At 73.5% G+C, this 18095-nt stretch carries 17 protein-coding genes and 1 pseudogene; 10 read left to right on the top strand and 8 right to left on the bottom strand.

Annotation, left to right across the window (positions count from 1 at the left end):
• Positions 1-78: 78 nt before the first annotated feature.
• From ABZ340_RS06485 to ABZ340_RS06470, 4 genes are all read left to right on the top strand, one after another.
• Complete coding sequence (locus ABZ340_RS06485; protein ID WP_358780613.1) at positions 79-708, top strand: TetR/AcrR family transcriptional regulator; 630 nt, start codon at positions 79-81, stop codon at positions 706-708.
• A 158-nt stretch (positions 709-866) separates the two neighbouring features.
• Complete coding sequence (locus ABZ340_RS06480; RefSeq protein WP_358780612.1) at positions 867-1214, top strand: DUF1330 domain-containing protein; 348 nt, start codon at positions 867-869, stop codon at positions 1212-1214.
• Positions 1215-1350: 136 nt separating this feature from the next.
• The gene (locus ABZ340_RS06475) at positions 1351-1626 is read left to right on the top strand and encodes a DUF1876 domain-containing protein (RefSeq protein ID WP_358780611.1); all 276 of its coding nucleotides are present in this window, start codon (positions 1351-1353) and stop codon (positions 1624-1626) included.
• A 156-nt stretch (positions 1627-1782) separates the two neighbouring features.
• Positions 1783-2598 carry a hypothetical protein gene (locus tag ABZ340_RS06470; protein ID WP_358780610.1) on the top strand — a complete coding sequence of 272 codons (816 nt, stop codon included), beginning with the start codon at positions 1783-1785 and terminating at the stop codon, positions 2596-2598.
• Between the two features lie 19 nt (positions 2599-2617).
• On the opposite strand, the gene ABZ340_RS06465 is transcribed toward ABZ340_RS06470, so the two are convergent.
• The 5 genes from ABZ340_RS06465 to ABZ340_RS06445 form a co-directional block, all read right to left on the bottom strand.
• Positions 2618-3814: a serine hydrolase domain-containing protein gene (locus ABZ340_RS06465; protein WP_358780712.1), complete on the bottom strand. Its 1197-nt coding sequence runs from the start codon at positions 3812-3814 to the stop codon at positions 2618-2620.
• Positions 3815-3911: 97 nt separating this feature from the next.
• On the bottom strand, positions 3912-4358 hold the full coding sequence (locus ABZ340_RS06460; RefSeq protein WP_358780609.1) for an organic hydroperoxide resistance protein: 447 nt from the start codon (positions 4356-4358) through the stop codon (positions 3912-3914).
• A gap of 99 nt (positions 4359-4457) precedes the next feature.
• The gene (locus ABZ340_RS06455; RefSeq protein WP_358780608.1) at positions 4458-5249 is read right to left on the bottom strand and encodes an ABC transporter ATP-binding protein; all 792 of its coding nucleotides are present in this window, start codon (positions 5247-5249) and stop codon (positions 4458-4460) included.
• Positions 5249-6010, bottom strand: coding sequence for a cobalt ECF transporter T component CbiQ (cbiQ, locus tag ABZ340_RS06450; protein ID WP_358780607.1), 762 nt, complete (start codon positions 6008-6010; stop codon positions 5249-5251). Before cbiQ ends, ABZ340_RS06455 begins: the two co-directional genes overlap by 1 nt.
• 1 nt (position 6011) lies before the next feature.
• The gene (locus ABZ340_RS06445; protein WP_358780606.1) at positions 6012-7085 is read right to left on the bottom strand and encodes an energy-coupling factor ABC transporter permease; all 1074 of its coding nucleotides are present in this window, start codon (positions 7083-7085) and stop codon (positions 6012-6014) included.
• 181 nt (positions 7086-7266) lie between these two features.
• Here ABZ340_RS06445 and ABZ340_RS06440 point away from each other — a divergent pair, with 181 nt between their 5' ends.
• Complete coding sequence (locus tag ABZ340_RS06440; protein WP_358780605.1) at positions 7267-7644, top strand: SsgA family sporulation/cell division regulator; 378 nt, start codon at positions 7267-7269, stop codon at positions 7642-7644.
• 20 nt (positions 7645-7664) lie between these two features.
• On the opposite strand, the gene ABZ340_RS06435 is transcribed toward ABZ340_RS06440, so the two are convergent.
• The 3 genes from ABZ340_RS06435 to ABZ340_RS06425 form a co-directional block, all read right to left on the bottom strand.
• Positions 7665-9335 (bottom strand): penicillin-binding transpeptidase domain-containing protein, encoded by a 1671-nt coding sequence (locus ABZ340_RS06435; RefSeq protein ID WP_358780604.1) that lies wholly within the window; start codon positions 9333-9335, stop codon positions 7665-7667.
• Between the two features lie 268 nt (positions 9336-9603).
• A complete protein-coding gene (locus ABZ340_RS06430) occupies positions 9604-11229 on the bottom strand; it encodes a penicillin-binding transpeptidase domain-containing protein (protein WP_358780603.1) in 1626 nt (541 codons plus the stop codon).
• Between the two features lie 173 nt (positions 11230-11402).
• Positions 11403-13151 (bottom strand): phospholipid carrier-dependent glycosyltransferase, encoded by a 1749-nt coding sequence (locus ABZ340_RS06425; RefSeq protein ID WP_358780602.1) that lies wholly within the window; start codon positions 13149-13151, stop codon positions 11403-11405.
• Between the two features lie 61 nt (positions 13152-13212).
• On the opposite strand from ABZ340_RS06425, the gene rsmI reads away from it, so the two are divergent.
• The 5 genes and pseudogenes from rsmI to rsmA form a co-directional block, all read left to right on the top strand.
• On the top strand, positions 13213-14070 hold the full coding sequence (gene rsmI / locus ABZ340_RS06420; protein ID WP_358780601.1) for a 16S rRNA (cytidine(1402)-2'-O)-methyltransferase: 858 nt from the start codon (positions 13213-13215) through the stop codon (positions 14068-14070).
• 207 nt (positions 14071-14277) lie between these two features.
• Complete coding sequence (locus tag ABZ340_RS06415) at positions 14278-14748, top strand: hypothetical protein (RefSeq protein ID WP_358780600.1); 471 nt, start codon at positions 14278-14280, stop codon at positions 14746-14748.
• A gap of 47 nt (positions 14749-14795) precedes the next feature.
• Positions 14796-15674 (top strand): TatD family hydrolase, encoded by an 879-nt coding sequence (locus ABZ340_RS06410; RefSeq protein ID WP_358780599.1) that lies wholly within the window; start codon positions 14796-14798, stop codon positions 15672-15674.
• A gap of 129 nt (positions 15675-15803) precedes the next feature.
• Entirely contained in the window at positions 15804-17162 is a 1359-nt protein-coding gene (locus tag ABZ340_RS06405) for a ubiquitin-like domain-containing protein (protein WP_358780598.1), read from the top strand.
• Positions 17163-17183: 21 nt separating this feature from the next.
• Positions 17184-18044 (top strand): annotated as a pseudogene (gene rsmA / locus ABZ340_RS06400) (16S rRNA (adenine(1518)-N(6)/adenine(1519)-N(6))-dimethyltransferase RsmA); the annotation flags it as partial.
• Positions 18045-18095 lie beyond the last annotated feature (51 nt).

The raw sequence follows: 18095 nt of genomic DNA, 5'->3' as shown, positions 1-18095 counted from the left end.
GGTGATACGGTTGTATCATCAACGGGTGCCGGCGGGACCGGCCCCGGCCGGTGGACAGGGTGAGTGGAGGAGGGGCCGATGCCCAAGCGCGTGGATCACGCGGAGCGGCGTACGGAGATCGCCGACGCGCTGCTGCGCGTGGCGGCGCGGCGCGGGCTGCACGCCGTGGGGATGCGCGACGTGGCGGCGGAGGCGGGCGTGTCCCTGCGGCTGGTGCAGTACTACTTCGAGACCAAGGAGAAACTGCTCCTGCACGGGCTGCACCGGCTGGCCGAGCGCTTCGGGGAGCGGGTCGCCGCCCGCCTCGGGGCCGCCGGCGACGATCCGGGGCCGCGCGCGACGATCGAGGCGGTGCTGAGGGCGGCGCTGCCCGCCGACGAGGAGAGCCGCACCTTCCACCTCGTCTACACCTCGTACGCCGTCCTGTCGGCCACCGACCCGGCGCTCGCCTCCCAGCCGTTCATCAAGAACCCCGACGCCGCCGAGGGCGCCGTGACCGGACTCCTGCGGCAGGCGGCGGAGCGCGGTCTCCTGCGGCCCGGCGTGGATCCGGAGGTGGAGGCCGTCAGCCTGCTCGCCCTGTCCGCCGGACTCGGCACCAGCGTCCTCGTCGGCCAGCGCGGCCCCGAGGAGGCCGCCGCGGTCCTGGGGCACCACCTGGACCGGATCTTCCGGGACGGCCGTGCCGGCGCGGGGACGCGCACGTGACGCCACCGCCCGGCCGCCCGCCGGCACCGGACGGCCCGGCCGGCACCGGACGATCCCGCCGGGGTCGCTTACCTCTGGGGTCATCGACGCCGGCACGGCACCCTGCCACGATCACCGTCATACGCACTCCCGCTCCGACCACCGACCGGAAGGACGCCATGCCCGCCTACGTCATAGCCCACCTGCAGGACGCCGCTCCGCACCCCGAGGTCGCCGACTACATCGAGCGGCTCCCCGGCACTTTCGAGCCGTACGGAGGCCGTTACCTCGTCCACGTCACGCAGCACGAGGTGCTGGAGGGCGACTGGCCCGGCTCCGTCGTGATGATCGGCTTCCCCGGGGCCGCCGAGGCCCGCGCCTGGTGGGACTCGCCCGCCTACCAGGAGATCGCGCCGCTGCGCTCACGGCACATCGAGGGCGACATCATCCTGGTCGACGGCGTCCCCGAGGGCTACGACGCGTCCGTCACCGCCAAGGCGATGCGGGAGGCCATGTCCGCCGAGTAGCCCCGGGGGGAACGGGGCCCGCAGGGCCGCCGGAACGCCCCGGTGGGCCGCCTTCCACGATTCCGCGGGGATTCCGTGGGTGCGCCCGCCCGCCGCGAGGAGCACCCTGGAATCAGGTGTTCCGGAGGTGATCGTCATGATGCACACCGCTGTGGGATGGCACGTCGAGCTGGAGTTCATGGAGGACGACCAGCACACCAAAGCGGTCGCCATGGTGCGTCTGCCCGACGGCAGCGCCGTACGGGCGCACGGGCGGGCCAGCCGCCACCACTCCGACCCCAACCAGCCCCGGGTGGGTGAGGAGATCGCCGGTGCGCGGGCGCTGAACGAGCTCGCGATGCGGCTGCTCGACAAGGCGCACGGGGAGATCGACGAGACGGCGGGACGGGTGTCCCACCCGATCCACGTCTAGGTCCGCCCGCAAGCACGCAGGTCCGCCCGAGTCCGTTCCGGGCATCTGGCCGGACGAGTGAACGAGAGGGGAACACGAGAACAGATTGAACGGAAACCGCCGCCCCGCCCGTTAGGAAGATCCCAACATCGGCGATCTTCGAGAAGGGCGGTACCGATGCGTACCACCATCAAGCGGGCCGGGGCGGCGACCGCCGTCACGGTCACGGCACTGACCGCGTTCGCGGCCCCGGCGACCGGGGCGGCCGGTGAGCCGGAGCCGCGCCCGGCGTGGGTGACGGTCGGCACGGCTCCGCCCGGCAGCACTCTGGAGACCGTGCGGGGCACCAAGAACCGGGACGGCAGCTGCGCCTTCACCTTCGCGCTCTCCCTCGCCCCCGGCGAGAAGGCCGTCCGCGGCGACCAGGTCCGCGTCGACCCGGCGCGCTGCGTCACCGAGGTCGCCGTCACCCGTGACGCCGCGGCCTCCGACAAGACACCGGCGGCATCGGGAGCGTCCGTCAGGAGGGAGCAGGTCCGGCCCACCCCCCAGGGCACCGTCACCCGCGAGACCCGCGACGAGCCGCGCGCCTACGTCCGCGCCCGCGGCCACCTCAGGACGTCCTGGCGGGACACCTCGGGCCGGGAGGCCCACGCGGTCAGGAACGACGTCGACTGGAACTGGAACGCGCAGAACTGCGTGACGCCGAACTGGGGCGGCTACGGCTACAACTGGTCGACGGGCGACGGGTGGGAGCTGCGCGCGGACGACTGGCGCAACGTCTACGACTGCTCCCGGCAGACGTCGAGTTCCGCCGTCCGCTACGGCAACAACGGCGTCTTCTGCCCGGGCCAGGCCACCGACGCGCACTACGACCGCTCCACCGTCCACGGCACCTGGGACGGCCGGCTGGAGGGCGAGTGGAAGTCCTGGATCGCCGGCGGCTGCGCCGACCGGCTCGCCTTCCACCACGAGCTGCGCCGCAGCCTGTGACCGCCCGGGTGCCGGGAGGTCAGGCGCCCTGGGCCAGCGCCTCCCGCACCGCCCGCACCAGCGCCTGCGCCCGCGGGTCCGCCGTCACCGTCTTGCGGAAGCCGTTGGTGACGTAGCCGAGGGCGATCCCCGACTCCGGGTCGGCGAAGCCGAGGGCGCCCCCGCGGCCGGGGTGGCCGAAGGAGGCCGGGGACAGGAACGGGGAGGCGCTGCCGTGCAGCATGTACCCGAGGCCGAAGCGGGTGCTGACGACCAGGACGCGGTCCGGTCCCGCCGACTCCTCGGCGCGGGCCAGGGCGGCCGTCGCCGGGTCGAACAGCCGGACCCCGCCGGCCCGGCCGGTCACCTCCACCTCGCCGATCAGCGCCGCGTAGAAGCGGGCCAGGCCGTCGGCGGTGGCGATGCCGTTGGTCGCGGGCAGGGCGGCCGCCTTGTACGCCGGGTCGTTCTGGTCGGGGAACGGGGTGATCGCGGCGAAGGCGCGGCGGGTGAGGGAGGCCGGGTCCTCGTACGCCTCGGTGACCGCGCGCCGGGGCCGCAGCCGCAGCCCCCCGGACGGCTCCGGTCCTTCGGCGGGGCCGGACCGCCCCACCCGGCCCGCCTCCGCCTCCGGCAGCCCGAGCCACAGCTCCAGGCCCAGCGGGGCGGCGATCTCGGAGGCGATCCACTCGCCGGTGCCGCGCCCGGTCACGCGCCGCACCAGCCCGTCGATCATCCAGCCGTACGTCAGCGCGTGGTAGCCGTGGTCCGTGCCCGGCTCCCACACGGGCGCCTGCGCGGCCACCGCCTCCGGTCCGCGCGCCGGGTCCAGCGCCTCGCCGGGGGTGAGCGGACGGTCCAGCACGGGCAGCCCCGCCCGGTGGTTCAGCACGTGCCGGACCAGGACCCGTTCCTTGCCGTGCGCCTTGAACTCCGGCCAGTAGTGCCCGACCGGCGCGTCCAGGTCCAGCTCCCCGCGCTGGTGCAGCAGCAGGAGTACGGCGGCGGCGACGCCCTTGGTCGCCGAGCGCATCACCTGGGCCGTGCCCCGCTCCCACGGCTCGCCGGTACCGGCGGCCCCGTCGATGTTCTTCGTCCCGCCCCACAGATCGACGACCTTGCGCCCGTCCCGGTAGACGGCGACCGCCGCGCCCCGCTCCCCGAGCGCGGCGAAGTTCCCCGCGAACGCGTCCCGGACCGGCTCGTACCCCTCGGCCACCGTGCCGTTCACGACCACGTCCACGCCCACGTTCGCGTCCACGCCCGCACTCTCCTCGACTCGCCTGCGACAGTGGATGCAACCCCCGGCTTCCGCCTGCGATTCCTGTGTCCGGCTAGCCGAGCACGATCGTTACATCGATGTTGCCGCGCGTGGCGTTGGAGTACGGGCACACCTCGTGGGCCTCGTCGACCAGCTTCGCGGCGAGGCCGGCGTCCAGGACCGGCAGGGAGACGCTGAGGGCGACCGCGAGACCGTAGCCGCGCTGCCGGTTGGGTCCGATGCCGACCTTCGCGGCGACCGTGGAGCCGCTCAGGTCGTAGCCCGCGCGGTTGCCGACCATGATCAGCGCGTTGTGGAAGCAGGAGCTGTACCCGGCCGCGAAGAGCTGTTCGGGGTTGGTGCCGTCGCCGTCGCCGCCGAGCTGCGGGGGCATGGCGACCTTCAGCTCCAGCCGGCCGTCCTGGCTGGTGACGTGGCCCTCCCGGCCGCCGTGGGCGGTGGCCTCGGCGACGTACATGATCTTTGTCGGGCGGGTGTCGACGGCGGTGCTGTCGGTCATGGCCGGCCTCTTCCCCAAAGCGCGCGCTGGTGCATCGCGCACAAGGTACTGGCCGGTAGGGACGTGCTGGTTACCGGGGGGTAGGAATTGGGGGCCGCGTCACGGGCGGCCCGGGGCGGCCGGGCGGACGCCGCCCACGGCCGCCCTCGGGTCGAAGCCGAAGGGCAGCTCCAGCCGGTGGGCCCGCATCAGCTCCTCGTCGGACAGCAGCCCGGCGGTCGGGCCGTCGGCCGCGATCACGCCCTCGCTGAGGACCAGGGAGCGCGGGCACAGCTCCAGGGCGTAGGGCAGGTCGTGCGTGACCATCAGCACGGTCACGTCCAGCGCGCGCAGGATGTCGGCGAGCTCCCGGCGGGAGGCCGGGTCGAGGTTGGAGGACGGCTCGTCCAGGACGAGGATCTCCGGCTCCATCGCCAGCACGGTCGCCACCGCCACCCGGCGGCGCTGCCCGAAGGAGAGGTGGTGCGGCGGGCGGTCCCGGAACCCCCGCATGCCGACCAGGTCCAGCGCCCGGTCCACGCGCTCCTCCAGCTCCGCGCCCTTCAGCCCGGCCGCCGCCGGCCCGAACGCCACGTCCTCCCGCACGGTCGGCATGAAGAGCTGGTCGTCGGGGTCCTGGAAGACGATCCCGACCCGGCGCCGGATCTCGGCCATGTGCTTCCTGCCCACCGGCAGCCCGGCGACCGTCACCGTGCCCGCGCCGCCGGCCAGGATGCCGTTGAGGTGCAGCACGAGGGTCGTCTTCCCGGCGCCGTTGGGGCCGAGCAGGGCGACCCGCTCGCCGCGCGCGATCGAGAAGTCCACGCCGAAGAGGGCCTGGTGCCCGTCGGGGTAGGCGAAGGCGAGGCCCGAGACCTCCAGGGAGGCGGGAACAGCAGGCGTACCGGTCATCACAGGGTCCATCCCAGCAGACAGATCAGGAGCGCGGCCGACGGGAGGGCCAGGGCGTACGACCACTGCGCCCGGGAGGCGGTCACCTCGTCGACGACCGGCATGGCACCGGCGTACCCGCGGCTGACCATCGCCAGGTGCACGCGCTCGCCGCGCTCGTAGGAGCGGATGAACAGGGCGCCCGCGGACTTCGCCAGCACCCCCCAGTGCCGTACGCCCCGCGCCTCGAAGCCGCGCGACTCCCGGGCGATCCGCATGCGCCGCATCTCGTCCGTGATCACGTCCCCGTAGCGGATCATGAAGGAGGCGATCTGCACCAGCAGCGGCGGCAGCTTCAGGCGCTGGAGGCCGAGGAGGAGTTCCCGCAGCTCGGTGGTGGCGGCCAGCAGCACGGAGGCGGCGACGCCGAGCGTGCCCTTGGCCAGCACGTTCCAGGCGCCCCACAGCCCGTTCACGCTCAGGGACAGCCCCAGGACCTCGACGTGCTCGCCCTCGGCCACGAACGGCATCAGCACCGCGAAGGCCACGAACGGCACCTCGATCAGCAGCCGCCCGAGCAGGAAGCCGGCCGGGACGCGGGCCGCGTACGCCACCGCCGCCAGCAGCACGGCGTACCCGCCGAACGCCCACATCGCCTCCCGCGGCGTGGACACCACGACGACCACGAAGGCGAAGACGGCGGCGAGCTTGGTGTGCGGCGGCAGCGCGTGCACGGGCGAGTGCCCCTGCCGGTAGAGCCGGTGCGCGTGACCCGCGCCCATGTCAGGCGCTCGTGTCCGGGTCGGTGCCCGTGCCGATGTGCGTGGGCGACACGTCGTGCGTACGCCGCCTGCGCACCGCCCAGAACACCGCGCTGCCCGCGACGACGGTCACGCCGACGCCGATCACGCCCGCGAGGCCGCCGGAGAGGCGGGCGTCGTCGACGTCCTTCACGCCGTAGTCGGCGAGCGGGGAGCCGGCGGCGGCGTGCTCCTCGGCCTTCTTGTCGATGCCCTGGTCGGCGGCGACCTTCTCCAGGCCGTCGGGGCTGGCGGAGGCATAGAAGCTGACGAACCCGGCCAGGACGAGCGAGGCGACCAGGCCGGTGATCCACAGCTTGCGGTGGGAGCGCGTGGCGGCCGGGACGGTGACCGGCTGCACGGCCGGGGCGTCCACCAGCTCGCCGCCGACCCGCAGCTTCAGCTTCCGCGCCAGGCCGCGGGCGCCGTACACCAGGTCGGGGCGTACGGCGATGACGGCGCCGACGGTGAGCGCGGTGATCGCGGCCTCGCCGACGCCGATGAGGACGTGCACGCCGATCATCGCGGTGGCGACCTTGCCGATCGCGACGTCGGTGGTGCCGCCGATCCAGTACAGCAGCGTGAAGGCGAGGGCGGCGGCCGGGACGGAGACGAGGGCGGCGGCGAAGGAGGCGGCGGTCACCGACCGGCGGGAGCGCGGCAGGACCTTCACCAGTCCCCGGAAGACGGCGTAGGCGACGACGGTCGTCACGAGCGCCATGTCGGTGATGTTCACGCCGAGCGCGGTCAGGCCGCCGTCGGCGAAGAGGACGCCCTGCATGAGCAGGACGACGGAGACGCACAGGACCCCGGTGAAGGGGCCCACGAGTATCGCGGCCAGCGCGCCGCCGAGCAGATGGCCGCTGGTCCCCGCCGCGACGGGGAAGTTCAGCATCTGCACCGCGAAGATGAACGCCGCCACCAGCCCCGCCAGCGGAGCCGTCCGCTCGTCGAGCTCGCGGCGCGCGCCGCGCAGGCTGACCGCGAGGGCGCCGGCGGCGACGACCCCGGTCACGGCGGAGGTCGGGGCGTCGATGAATCCGTCAGGTACGTGCACCGTTCGATGATAGGACGCTGTTGCGAACGGCTTGCAAGAGCGAGCCGTTGCCGTATCTCACATGTGATATGCCAAGGCGCCCAAAGGTGCGCCAAAAGACGCATTTCGGAAAATATGCGACATTGGGGTGGGGGTGAACGCACAGCTTCCACACTGGTGACGCAGCGTAAGGGGCCGTCCGATGACCGTAGTCGAGCAGTACGCACGAGCCCACGTCCTCACCGACGCCGACCTGCCGGACGAGGAGGACGGCGGGGCCGTACCGGTCGTGCTGCGGTACGACCCCGAGGACGATCCCCGGTCGGTGCGCGTCAAGCTGCCCGGACGCGGCCCCCGTGAGTGGACCTTCTCGCGGGCCCTGCTCGAACAGGGCCTGCGGATGCCGGCCGGGACCGGCGAGGTGCGGGTGTGGCCGTGCGGCCGGGTGCAGGCCGTGGTGGAGTTCCACTCCGCGCAGGGCTGCTCGGTGGTCCAGTTCGAGACGAAGACGCTGCTGCGCTTCCTGAACCGGACCTACCAGGCGACGGCGACGGCGGCGGTGGAGCCGGTGGCGCGCTGAGGCCCCGGCGAGGGCCTGCCTCAGCCGCCCTGCCGCAGCAGCTCCGCCACGATCGGCCCGGCCGTGTCACCGCCGTGGCCGCCCGCCTGGACGACGCCCGCCGCGGCCAGGTCGCCCCGGTACGCGGTGAACCAGCCGTTCGGCTTCTCCTGTCCGTCCACCTCCGCCGAGCCGGTCTTCGCGCCGGCGTCCCCGCCCAGCCCGGACATCGCCTGGGCCGCCGTGCCGGAGGCGGCCGTGTACGACATCAGCTCGCGCAGCTGCGCCAGCGTGGCGGCGGACATCGTGCGCGAGGCGGTGGCGAGCCTGCGCCCGTCGACCGAGGGGGAGACCAGGTACGGCTGGTGGAAGGTGCCGGTCTTCACCGTCGCCGCCACCGACGCCATGTTCAGCGGGTTCATCCGCACCCCGCCCTGCCCGATGAGGGAGGCGGCCATCGGGGCGGCGCTCTGCACCGGCACCGAGCCGTCGAAGGTGGGCACCCCGACCGACCAGTTGTTCATCGACAGGCCGAAGACCTGCTGGGCCTGCTTGGTCAGGTCGTCGTTCTTCAGCTTCGGGGCCTGGCTGATGAAGGCGGTGTTGCAGGAGCGCGCGAAACTCGCCCGGAACGTGCCGCCCTTGATCTCGAACTCGTCGTCGTTCTGGAACTTCCAGCCGCCGTAGGAGAAGTACTTCGGGCACGGGTGCTTCTTGTCCACCGACGCCAGGCCCTTCTCGATCAGCAGCGAGGAGGTGACGACCTTCATCGTCGAGCCGGGGGCCAGCGAGCCCTGGAAGGCGGTGTTGAAGCCGTGGCCGCTGTTGGCGACCGCGAGGATCTCGCCGGTCGAGGCGCGCAGCGCGACCACCGAGGCCCGCGCCCGCTTCGCCACCTGTTCCTCGGCGGCTGCCTGCAGGGCCGGGTCGAGCGTGGTCCGCACCGTGCCCGGCGTGCCCTCCCTCAGCTCCAGCAGCGTCTTGTCGGAGAGCTTCTTCTCCTTGGACTCCTTGCCGCGCACCACGCGCAGCTCGACGCCCGCCGTGCCGCCGGCCGTCTTGCCGTACTTCTCGCGCAGCCCGTCCAGGACCGTGCCCAGCGAGGGGTACTTCGCGGCCGTGATCTCCCCGCCGTCGCGGTCCAGGGCCTTCACCGGCGGCGTCCCGGCCTCTCCGGTGACCAGCCGGTCGCCGTCGGCGAGGGCGGGGTGGACGACGGAGGCGTGCCAGTCGACGCGCGGCTCGCCGTCGCCGGCGCGGCGGACCACGGTCAGGGCGCTGTCGTACGCCAGCGGCTTGCCGGTGTCCTCGTACGCCACCGTCGCCTTGACGGAGAAGGGGACCTTGTTCCCGGCCGGGGTGCCCGGGACGAGGGTGAGGTCCTCGATGCGGGCGTCCTTGACGACGCCGGTGAGCAGGGCCTCGGCGGCCTTCGCGTCGTCGGTCGCGGCGGCGGCGTCGGCGACGCGGCCCTGCTGCCAGGCGGTGAGGAAGGCGCGGGCGGCCGTGGAGACCTCGGCGGCCGTCAGCGGACCGGTCTTGGCCTTCTTCTCGGCCGCCGCCGCCCGCGTGGCGTCCCCGGCGGGCGTCCCGCCGTCGTACAGCGCGTAGACGGCCGCCCCGCCGGCGCCGGCGAGGACCGCGGCGATCACTCCGCCGAGCACGGCGGGTCTCGTCTTCCGTCGTTCGGCGACGCGCTTCCTGTTGCCCACTGCTCTTCCGTTTCCTCCGTCGAACCCCAGGGGATCCCCACGGGGTGAACAGCCTTCGGTGTGCCGGACCCGCCCGGCGTCCTGGCACCCGGGCGCGCCTGACGGCTCCGTCGAGCCTCACGCTCGTGGCGGCCCTCACGGTTCCAACGACGGCTCCACCCTAGAGTCCCGTCGGCCCTCCGGCCGGGTCCGGCCGTCCGTCCGGGTCCGGCCCTCCGGCCGGGTCCGGCCGTCCGTCCGGGTTCAGAGCCCCTTCTGTGCGGGGCTCTCAGCCGCCCGCCCGCAGCACGTCCGCCACGATCGGGCCGGCCGCGTCGCCGCCGTGGCCGCCCTCCTCGGTCATGGCCGCCGCCGCGACGTCGTTCCGGAAGCCGGTGAACCAGCTGTTGGACGTGGCCTGCCGGTCCACCTCCGCCGACCCGGTCTTCGCGCCGATGTCCCCGCCGAGTCCCGCCATGGCCTGCTGTGCGGTGCCCTGCGTGGCGGTCAGCCGCATCATCTGCTTGAGCTGGGCGGCGGTGCCCGCCGGCAGGCCCTTGGCAGTGGCGAGCTGCCGCCCGTCGAGGTCGGGGGAGACCAGGTAGGGCTGGCGGAAGGTGCCCGTGATCGCGGTGGCCGTCACCGAGGCCATGTTCAGCGGGTTCATCTGCACCTGTCCCTGGCCGATGGCGTTGGCCGCGCGGTCCGGGCCGCCGGAGGCGGGCACCCGGCCGTCGAAGGAGGCGATGCCGGTCTTCCAGTCGTCGCGGCCCAGCCCGAACCGCTCCTGGGCCTCGGCCGTCAGGGAGGCGTCCGTCAGCGGCTCCTCGTCGACGAGCTTGATGAAGGCGGTGTTGCACGAGCGCAGGAAGCTGCTCGCGAGGGTGGCGTTCTCGTCCGGCGGCATGTTCGTCAGGTTGTGGAAGGTCTGGCTCTGCCAGGTCGCGGTGTCCGGGCAGGGCGCCGGGCCGTTCATCGAGGTCACGCCGTTGTCGATGAGCATGGCCGCCGTGATGATCTTCATGGTGGAGCCGGGGGCGACCTGGCCCTGGAAGGCCGCGTTGAAGCCGTCCGCGCGGTTGTTCGCCACGGCCAGCACCTCGCCGGTGCTCGGCTTCACCGCCACCACCGACGACTCGTCGTACCGCCGCACCGCCCGTTCGGCCGCCTCCTGCACGCGCGCGCTGAGCGTGGTGCGCAGCTTGCCGGGCTCGCCCTCGGCCAGGGTCAGCAGGGGGGTGTCGGCGGCCTCCCGGGCCGTGTGCCGGATCACCAGCTCGACACCGGGCGTGCCGCCCGCCTTGTCGCCGTACTTGGCGCGCAGCGTGTCCAGCACCGGCCCGAGCGAGGGGTACTTCTCCTTCGTCAGCACGCTGCCGTCCCGGCCGACGGCCTCGATCGGCGGGCTCGCCGACTCGCCGGTGACCAGGGTGTCGCCGTCCTGCAGCTCCGGATGGACGACCGACGGCTTCCAGTCGACCAGGGCCCGCCCGGTGGTTTCCCCCCGCACCACGGTCAGGGCGCTCTTGTACGTCAGCGGCTTGGACTTCCCGCCGTACGACACCGTCGCCTTCACGGTGAACGGCACGCTCACACCGCTCGCCGTGCCGGGCGTGATCTTCACGTTGGTGATGTGGGCGTCCTCGCCGTAGGCGGTCAGGAGCTGCCCGGCCGCCACGTCGTTGTTCGTGTGTGACGCCGCCGTGATCGCCTCGCCCCTCTCCCAGGCCGCGAAGAACTTCGCCGCCGTCTCCTTCACCTCGTCCGCGTCCGGCGGGCCGGTCCTGACCTTCGCCGGTTCGTTCGAGGAGATGTCGGTCATCGCCGACACCAGGTTGAAGGCGCCGTACCCGGCCCCGCCCACCATCACGGCCAGCACGCCGCCGACGACGGCGACCTTGACCCCCTTGCCCATCAGGCTGTCCCCTCCCCCTGAGCCTCCCACGTTTTCTGAACGTGTTCAGAAAGCCCGGTAGTCCGAGCACTGTAGGCACAAAGGAGTGACGGGCGGTACGGAAGTTTCCGTTTGTTGGCCGAACGGAGACCAGCGGGCTGAACCGGACCCGGGTCAGACCGGGGCGTACCGGCTCAGACCCAGGTGTCCAGCCACATGCGTGAACGCCAGTCGTCGATCGGGAGAGCGGTGCCGGTGTAGATCGGCCAGAAGTAGATGAAGTTCCAGGCGATCAGCAGCACCAGCACGCCCGTGCCCACGGCCCCCGCCACGCGCCGGGTGTCGCCCGAACCGGGCCGGCCGGCGATCGCACCCAGCAGCATCGCCACCGCCAGGCACAGGAACGGCACGAAGACCACGGCGTAGAAGAGGAAGATCGTGCGCTCCTGGTACAGGAACCACGGCACGTACCCGGCCGCCACCCCGCAGGCGATCGCGCCCGCCCGCCAGTCCCGGCGGAAGGCCCAGCGCCACAGCACGTACAGGAGGGCGAAGCAGGCCACCCACCACAGCAGCGGCGTGCCCAGCGCCAGCACCTCGCGGGCGCACTTCCCGCCCGCGTCGGCCGGGCAGCCGTCCGTACCGGGCGCCGGCGACTCGTAGAAGTAGGAGACCGGACGGCCCAGGACGATCCAGCTCCACGGGTTGGACTGGTAGGGGTGCGGCGACGTGAGGCTGGTGTGGAAGTCGTACACCTGCGTCTCGTAGTGCCACAGGCTCCGCCACCACTCCGGGAACAGCCAGGACCACGAACTGTCCTTGCCCTGGGTGGCCGCCCAGTCGCGGTAGTAGCCGCCGGAGCCGTCGTCGGCGGAGAAGATCCAGCCGGCCCAGGTCCAGATGTAGGTGACGACCGCCACCGGGACCGTGGACAGGAAGGCCCAGCCCACATCGCGCCTGAGAACCGTCAGATACGGCCGGCGGGCCCCCGCCACCCGGCGCGCGCCGACGTCCCACAACACGCTCATCACGCAGAAGGCCGCCATGATGTACAGGCCGTTCCACTTGGTGCCGATGGCCAGGCCCAGCATCAGCCCCGCCGCCCAGCGCCACGGCCGCCACCCGATCCGGGTGGTCTCCGCCACGTGCGCGTCCGGCCGGACCCGGCCGTCGGCGTCCACCGGCAGGGCGGCGGCCAGCTTCTCCCGCGCCTTGTCCCGGTCCACCACCAGGCAGCCGAACGCGGCCAGCACGAAGAACATCAGCACGCTGTCCAGCAGCGCGGTGCGGCTCATCACGAAGTGCAGCCCGTCCACCGCCAGCAGCGCGCCCGCCAGGCAGCCCAGGAAGGTGGAGCGGAACAGGCGGCGGCCGATCCGGCACAGCAGCAGCACCGACACCGTGCCGAGCAGCGCGGGCATGAACCGCCAGCCGAACGGATCGAACCCGAAGACCAGCTCGCCGAGGCCGATGACGTACTTGCCGACCGGCGGGTGCACGACGTACGCCGCGTCCGCCGGGATCGGCACGTCCCCGCCGGAGCCGAGGATCAGGTCGTTGGCGTTCTTGTCCCAGTTGACCTCGAACCCGCGGTGGATCAGCGCCCACGCGTCCTTGGCGTAGTACGTCTCGTCGAATATCACCGCCTTCGGGCTGCCCAGGTTCCAGAACCGGACCACCCCCGCCAGCAGCGTCACCAGCAGCGGCCCGCCCCAGGCCGACCAGCGCGCGAACCGGTCGCCCGCCGGTGCCGGAACGCCGAAGAACGCCCACAGCCGCGCACCGGGCCGCGCGTACGGCGGCACCAGCCGCTCGCGGGCGTCGGCGACCGGCCCCGCCGTGTATCCGAAGCGGCGCAGCCGCTGCTGCCACGAGGACGGCTGCCGGCCGTGCGGCGTCTGGTGGTCCTTCCGGGTGTCCGTGGAGGACGCGGTACTGGTCACCGCGCCATCGTAGGGAACCCGTCTGTGCGAGTCCCGTCCTTGCCCCTGCGAGGATGGAAACGTGACAGTCGCACCCGGAACCCTGGTCCTCGCCGGCACCCCCATCGGGGACATCGCCGACGCCCCGCCCCGGCTCGCCGAGGAGCTGGCCGGCGCCGACGTCGTCGCCGCGGAGGACACCCGGCGGCTGCGCCGCCTCACCCAGGCGCTCGGCGTCGCCCCCAAGGGGCGCGTGGTGTCGTACTTCGAGGGCAACGAGTCCGCCCGCACGCCCGAGCTGGTCGAGGAACTGGTGAACGGCGCGCGCGTGCTGCTGGTGACCGACGCCGGGATGCCCTCCGTGTCCGACCCCGGCTACCGGCTGGTCGCGGCGGCCGTCGAACGCGACGTCCGCGTCACCGCCGTCCCCGGACCGTCCGCCGTGCTCACCGCGCTCGCCCTGTCCGGGCTGCCCGTCGACCGGTTCTGCTTCGAGGGCTTCCTGCCGCGCAAGGCGGGCGAGCGGCTGGCCCGGCTGCGGGAGGTCGCCGGCGAGCGGCGCACCCTCGTCTACTTCGAGGCCCCGCACCGGCTCGACGACACCCTCGCCGCGATGGCCGAGGTGTTCGGCGAGGGCCGCCGTGCGGCCGTGTGCCGGGAGCTGACCAAGACGTACGAGGAGGTCCGGCGGGGACCGCTGGGCGAGCTCGCCGCGTGGGCGGCCCAGGGCGTGCGCGGGGAGATCACCGTCGTCGTCGAGGGGGCGCCGGAGCGGGGGCCCGAGGAGATCGGCGCCGAGGAACTGGTGCGCCGGGTGCGGGTGCGCGAGGAGGCGGGCGAGCGGCGCAAGGAGGCCATCGCCGCGGTGGCCGCCGAGGCCGGCCTGCCCAAGCGGGAGGTGTTCGACGCGGTGGTGGCGGCCAAGCACGCGCAGGGGTGAGCCGTCCCGGCCGGGGCCGGCGGCGCGCGTCCCATGGGAGGGCAAAGGGGCCCGCCATGGGCGGGCAAAGGCGCCGGGGCGCTTGGGCAAGGAACGCCCAAAACGGCACCAATTCTCGGCAGGGCGAGTGCGTTCATGCAGGTGGAGGCGTCCACTGGGGGAAGCGGGGAAGCAAGGCAACCGTCCCCTCCTGGAGCAGGAGCCGGCATGAGCGAGTTCACAGGATCCACCGGTCCGGGCCGCGCGGCCGCCCGCGTCGCGCACGAGGCGTACTCCTTCGCCTGCATGCGCTGCGGGCACGGCTGGGAGCAGTCGTTCGCCATAGAGCACCACACCGACGCCGAGGGCAAGGAATTCGTGCGGTACGTGGCGGACGGCCGCGTCGTGCCCTCCCCGCTGAGCCGGCCCACCTGCGGTCGGTGCGGCAACCACCTCGTGCGCATCATGCGGCCCGGCCGGGTCTCCTCCGCGCGTGAGGCGGCCCACCCGCACCAGGTGCCGGCCGACGGGCCCGTGACGGCCGTCCCCCGGCCGAGGGCCGCCGGGGAGACCGGGCGGCCCGGGGAGACCGGGCGGCCCGGGGAGGCCGGGCGGCCCGGGGAGGCCGGTGAGAAGCACCACCACTGGCACCTCTCCGATCTCCTGAACGCCCTCCACCTGCACCGCAAGGCGGGCTGACCGCTCCGGCACGACCCTCCGGCAGGCCCCTTCCGTAGGATCGGACCATGCCTGCGAACGCCGACAAGACCGAGGCCCCGCCGCTCCCGGAACCCCTCCGGGTGCCGGTCGCCGACTCGCACACCCACCTCGACATGCAGTCCGGCACGGTCGAGGAGGGCCTGGCCAAGGCCGCGTCCGTCGGCGTCACGACGGTCGTCCAGGTCGGCTGCGACGTACGGGGATCACGCTGGGCGGCCGAGACGGCGGCCGCGTACGACACCGTCCACGCGGCCGTCGCCCTCCACCCCAACGAGGCTCCGCGCATCGTGCACGGAGATCCCGACGGCTGGTCCCGGCAGGGCGCCCGCGAGCCCGGCGGGGACGCCGCCCTGGACGAGGCGCTCGCCGAGATCGACCGCCTGGCCGCGCTCCCGCACGTCAAGGCCGTCGGCGAGACGGGCCTGGACTACTTCCGCACCGGCGAGGAGGGCAAGGCGGCCCAGGAGCGGTCCTTCCGCGCCCACATCGAGATCGCCAAGCGGCACGGCAAGGCCCTGGTCATCCACGACCGCGACGCCCACGCCGACGTCCTGCGCATCCTCAAGGAGGAGGGCGCTCCCGAGCGCACCGTCTTCCACTGCTACTCCGGCGACGCGGAGATGGCCGGGATCTGCGCCCGCGCCGGGTACTACATGTCCTTCGCCGGCAACGTCACCTTCAAGAACGCCGGGAACCTGCGCGACGCCCTCGCCGTGGCCCCGCTGGAGCTGGTCCTGGTCGAGACCGACGCGCCGTTCCTGACGCCGGTGCCCTACCGCGGCCGGCCCAACGCCCCGTACCTGATCCCGGTCACCGTGCGGGCCATGGCCGCCGTACGCGGCATCGACGAGGACGCGATGGCGACGGCCCTCGGGGCGAACACGGCCCGCGCCTTCGACTACTGAGCGTTACGGAAAGTAAAAAACAGCAACCGTCCGTAGTAGCGTCGCTTGGGGAAGCGACAGCCGCTCCGCTAGGTTCTGGGGGCCCGATCCGGGCCCTCTGGACCCCTCCGGCCCCTGGAGCGTGTCGGCGTGAGCAACTCTCGGTACGAGACGTACGAGACGTACGAGATCTACGAACCGTACGAGCCGTATGAGATGTACGAGCTGCATGAGACGCATGAGACGCATGAGACGCATGAGTCACACGAGCCGTACGAGGCATGCGAGACGGACGAGTCCTGTGAGACGGGCGAGGCGGCGGTGCCGGTGCCTGTCCCGCGCGCCCGGGCGGGGCGGCGGGCGGCGCACCGGCGCAGGCCGCGCTACCGCAGGCCGCGGTACGCCGAGCGCGCCGACGCCGCCTCTCTGCGCCGCCTGCTGCCGCGGGCGCTGGTCGTGGCGTTCCTCGCCGGCGGCACCACCGCGTTCGTCGCCGAGGACAAGGCGGTCGAGCTGAGCGTCGACGGCGGGCGGCGCACCCTGCACACCTTCGCCGACGACGTGACCGAGCTGCTCGTGGAGGAGGGCGTGCGGGTCGGGGCCCACGACCAGGTCACGCCCGCCCCCGGCACCGTGCTCGGCGACGGCGACGAGATCGCCGTACGGCGCGGGCGCCCCGTCCTGCTCACCCTCGACGGCCACCGGAGCCGGGTGTGGACGACGGCCGACACGGTGGAGGGGGCGCTGCGCAGGCTCGGGGTGCGCGCCGAGGGCGCGTACCTGTCGACCTCGCGCTCCCGGCGCATCGGACGCGAGGGCCTCACGCTGGACGTCCGCACCGAACGCACCGTGACGGTCATGGCGGACGGCCGTGCCCACACCCTGCGCACCAACGCGGCGACCGTCCGCGAGGCCGTCGAGCAGGCCGGTGTCACCCTGCGCGGCCAGGACACCACCTCCGTCCCGGCCGGCAGCTTCCCGCGCGACGGGCAGACCGTCAGCGTGCTGCGGATCACCGAGGGTGAGGAGGTCCACGAGGAGCCGATCCCGTTCCGGGTGCGGCGCACCGAGGACCCGGCCCTCTTCCGCGGCACCGAGGTCGTCGAGCAGGCCGGGCAGCCGGGGCTGCGCCGCACCACGTACGCCGTGCGCACGGTCAACGGGGTCCGGCTCAAGCCGCGCCGGCTGCGCACCGAGGTGGTGCGCGAACCCCGCGCCCGGGTGATCCGCGTCGGCACCCGCCCGCGTCCCGCGTCCGTGCGCGGCGCCGGCCACCTCGACTGGCAGGCGCTGGCCGCCTGCGAGTCCGGCGGCCGGCCCGACGCCGTGGACCCGTCGGGCACGTACGGCGGCCTGTACCAGTTCGACACCCACACCTGGCAGGAGCTCGGCGGACGAGGCCGCCCCCAGGACGCCCCGGCGGCGGAACAGACGTACCGGGCCAAGAAGCTGTACGCGCGGCAGGGGACGAGCCCCTGGCCGCACTGCGGGGCGCGGCTGCGGGGGTGACCCACGGCTACCCTTGAGCCCGTGAGCAGCCCCACCCCGCCCGACGCCCTCCTGGGCCCCGCCGACGTCCGCGAACTCGCGACGGCCCTCGGCGTGCGCCCCACCAAGCAGCGCGGCCAGAACTTCGTGATCGACGCCAACACGGTCCGCCGGATCGTCCGCACCGCCGGCGTGCGCCCCGACGACGTGGTGGTCGAGGTGGGCCCGGGACTCGGCTCGCTCACCCTGGCGCTGCTGGAGGCCGCCGACCGGGTCACCGCCGTCGAGATCGACGACGTCCTCGCCGCGGCCCTGCCCGCCACCATCGCCGCCCGCATGCCCGGACGGGCCGACCGGTTCGCGCTCGTCCACTCCGACGCGATGCAGGTGACCGAGTTGCCGGGGCCCGCCCCGACCGCGCTCGTCGCCAACCTCCCCTACAACGTGGCCGTGCCCGTCCTCCTCCACATGCTCGACACCTTCCCGAGCATCGAGCGCACCCTCGTCATGGTCCAGTCCGAGGTCGCCGACCGCCTCGCGGCCGGCCCCGGCTCCAAGGTGTACGGCGTGCCCAGCGTGAAGGCCAACTGGTACGCCGAGGTCAAGCGCGCCGGGGCCATCGGCCGCAACGTGTTCTGGCCCGCGCCGAACGTCGACAGCGGCCTGGTCTCCCTGGTCCGCCGCACCGAGCCCATCGGGACCACCGCCTCCAAGGCCGAGGTCTTCGCCGTCGTCGACGCCGCGTTCGCGCAGCGCCGCAAGACGCTGCGGGCGGCGCTCGCCGGGTGGGCCGGGTCGGCCGCCGCGGCGGAGGCGGCCCTCGTCGCCGCCGGGGTGTCCCCGCAGGCCCGCGGCGAGTCCCTGACCGTCGAGGAGTTCGCGCGGATCGCCGAGCACAAGTCCGCAGAGAGCGAGTCCACCGAGCACAAGTCCGCAGAGAGCGAGTCCACCGAG

Source organism: Streptomyces sp. NPDC006134 (assembly GCF_040628835.1).
Taxonomy (GTDB): domain Bacteria; phylum Actinomycetota; class Actinomycetes; order Streptomycetales; family Streptomycetaceae; genus Streptomyces.
Note: the sequence above shows the minus strand (reverse complement) of the source record. Positions and strands in the feature narration are given on the sequence as shown.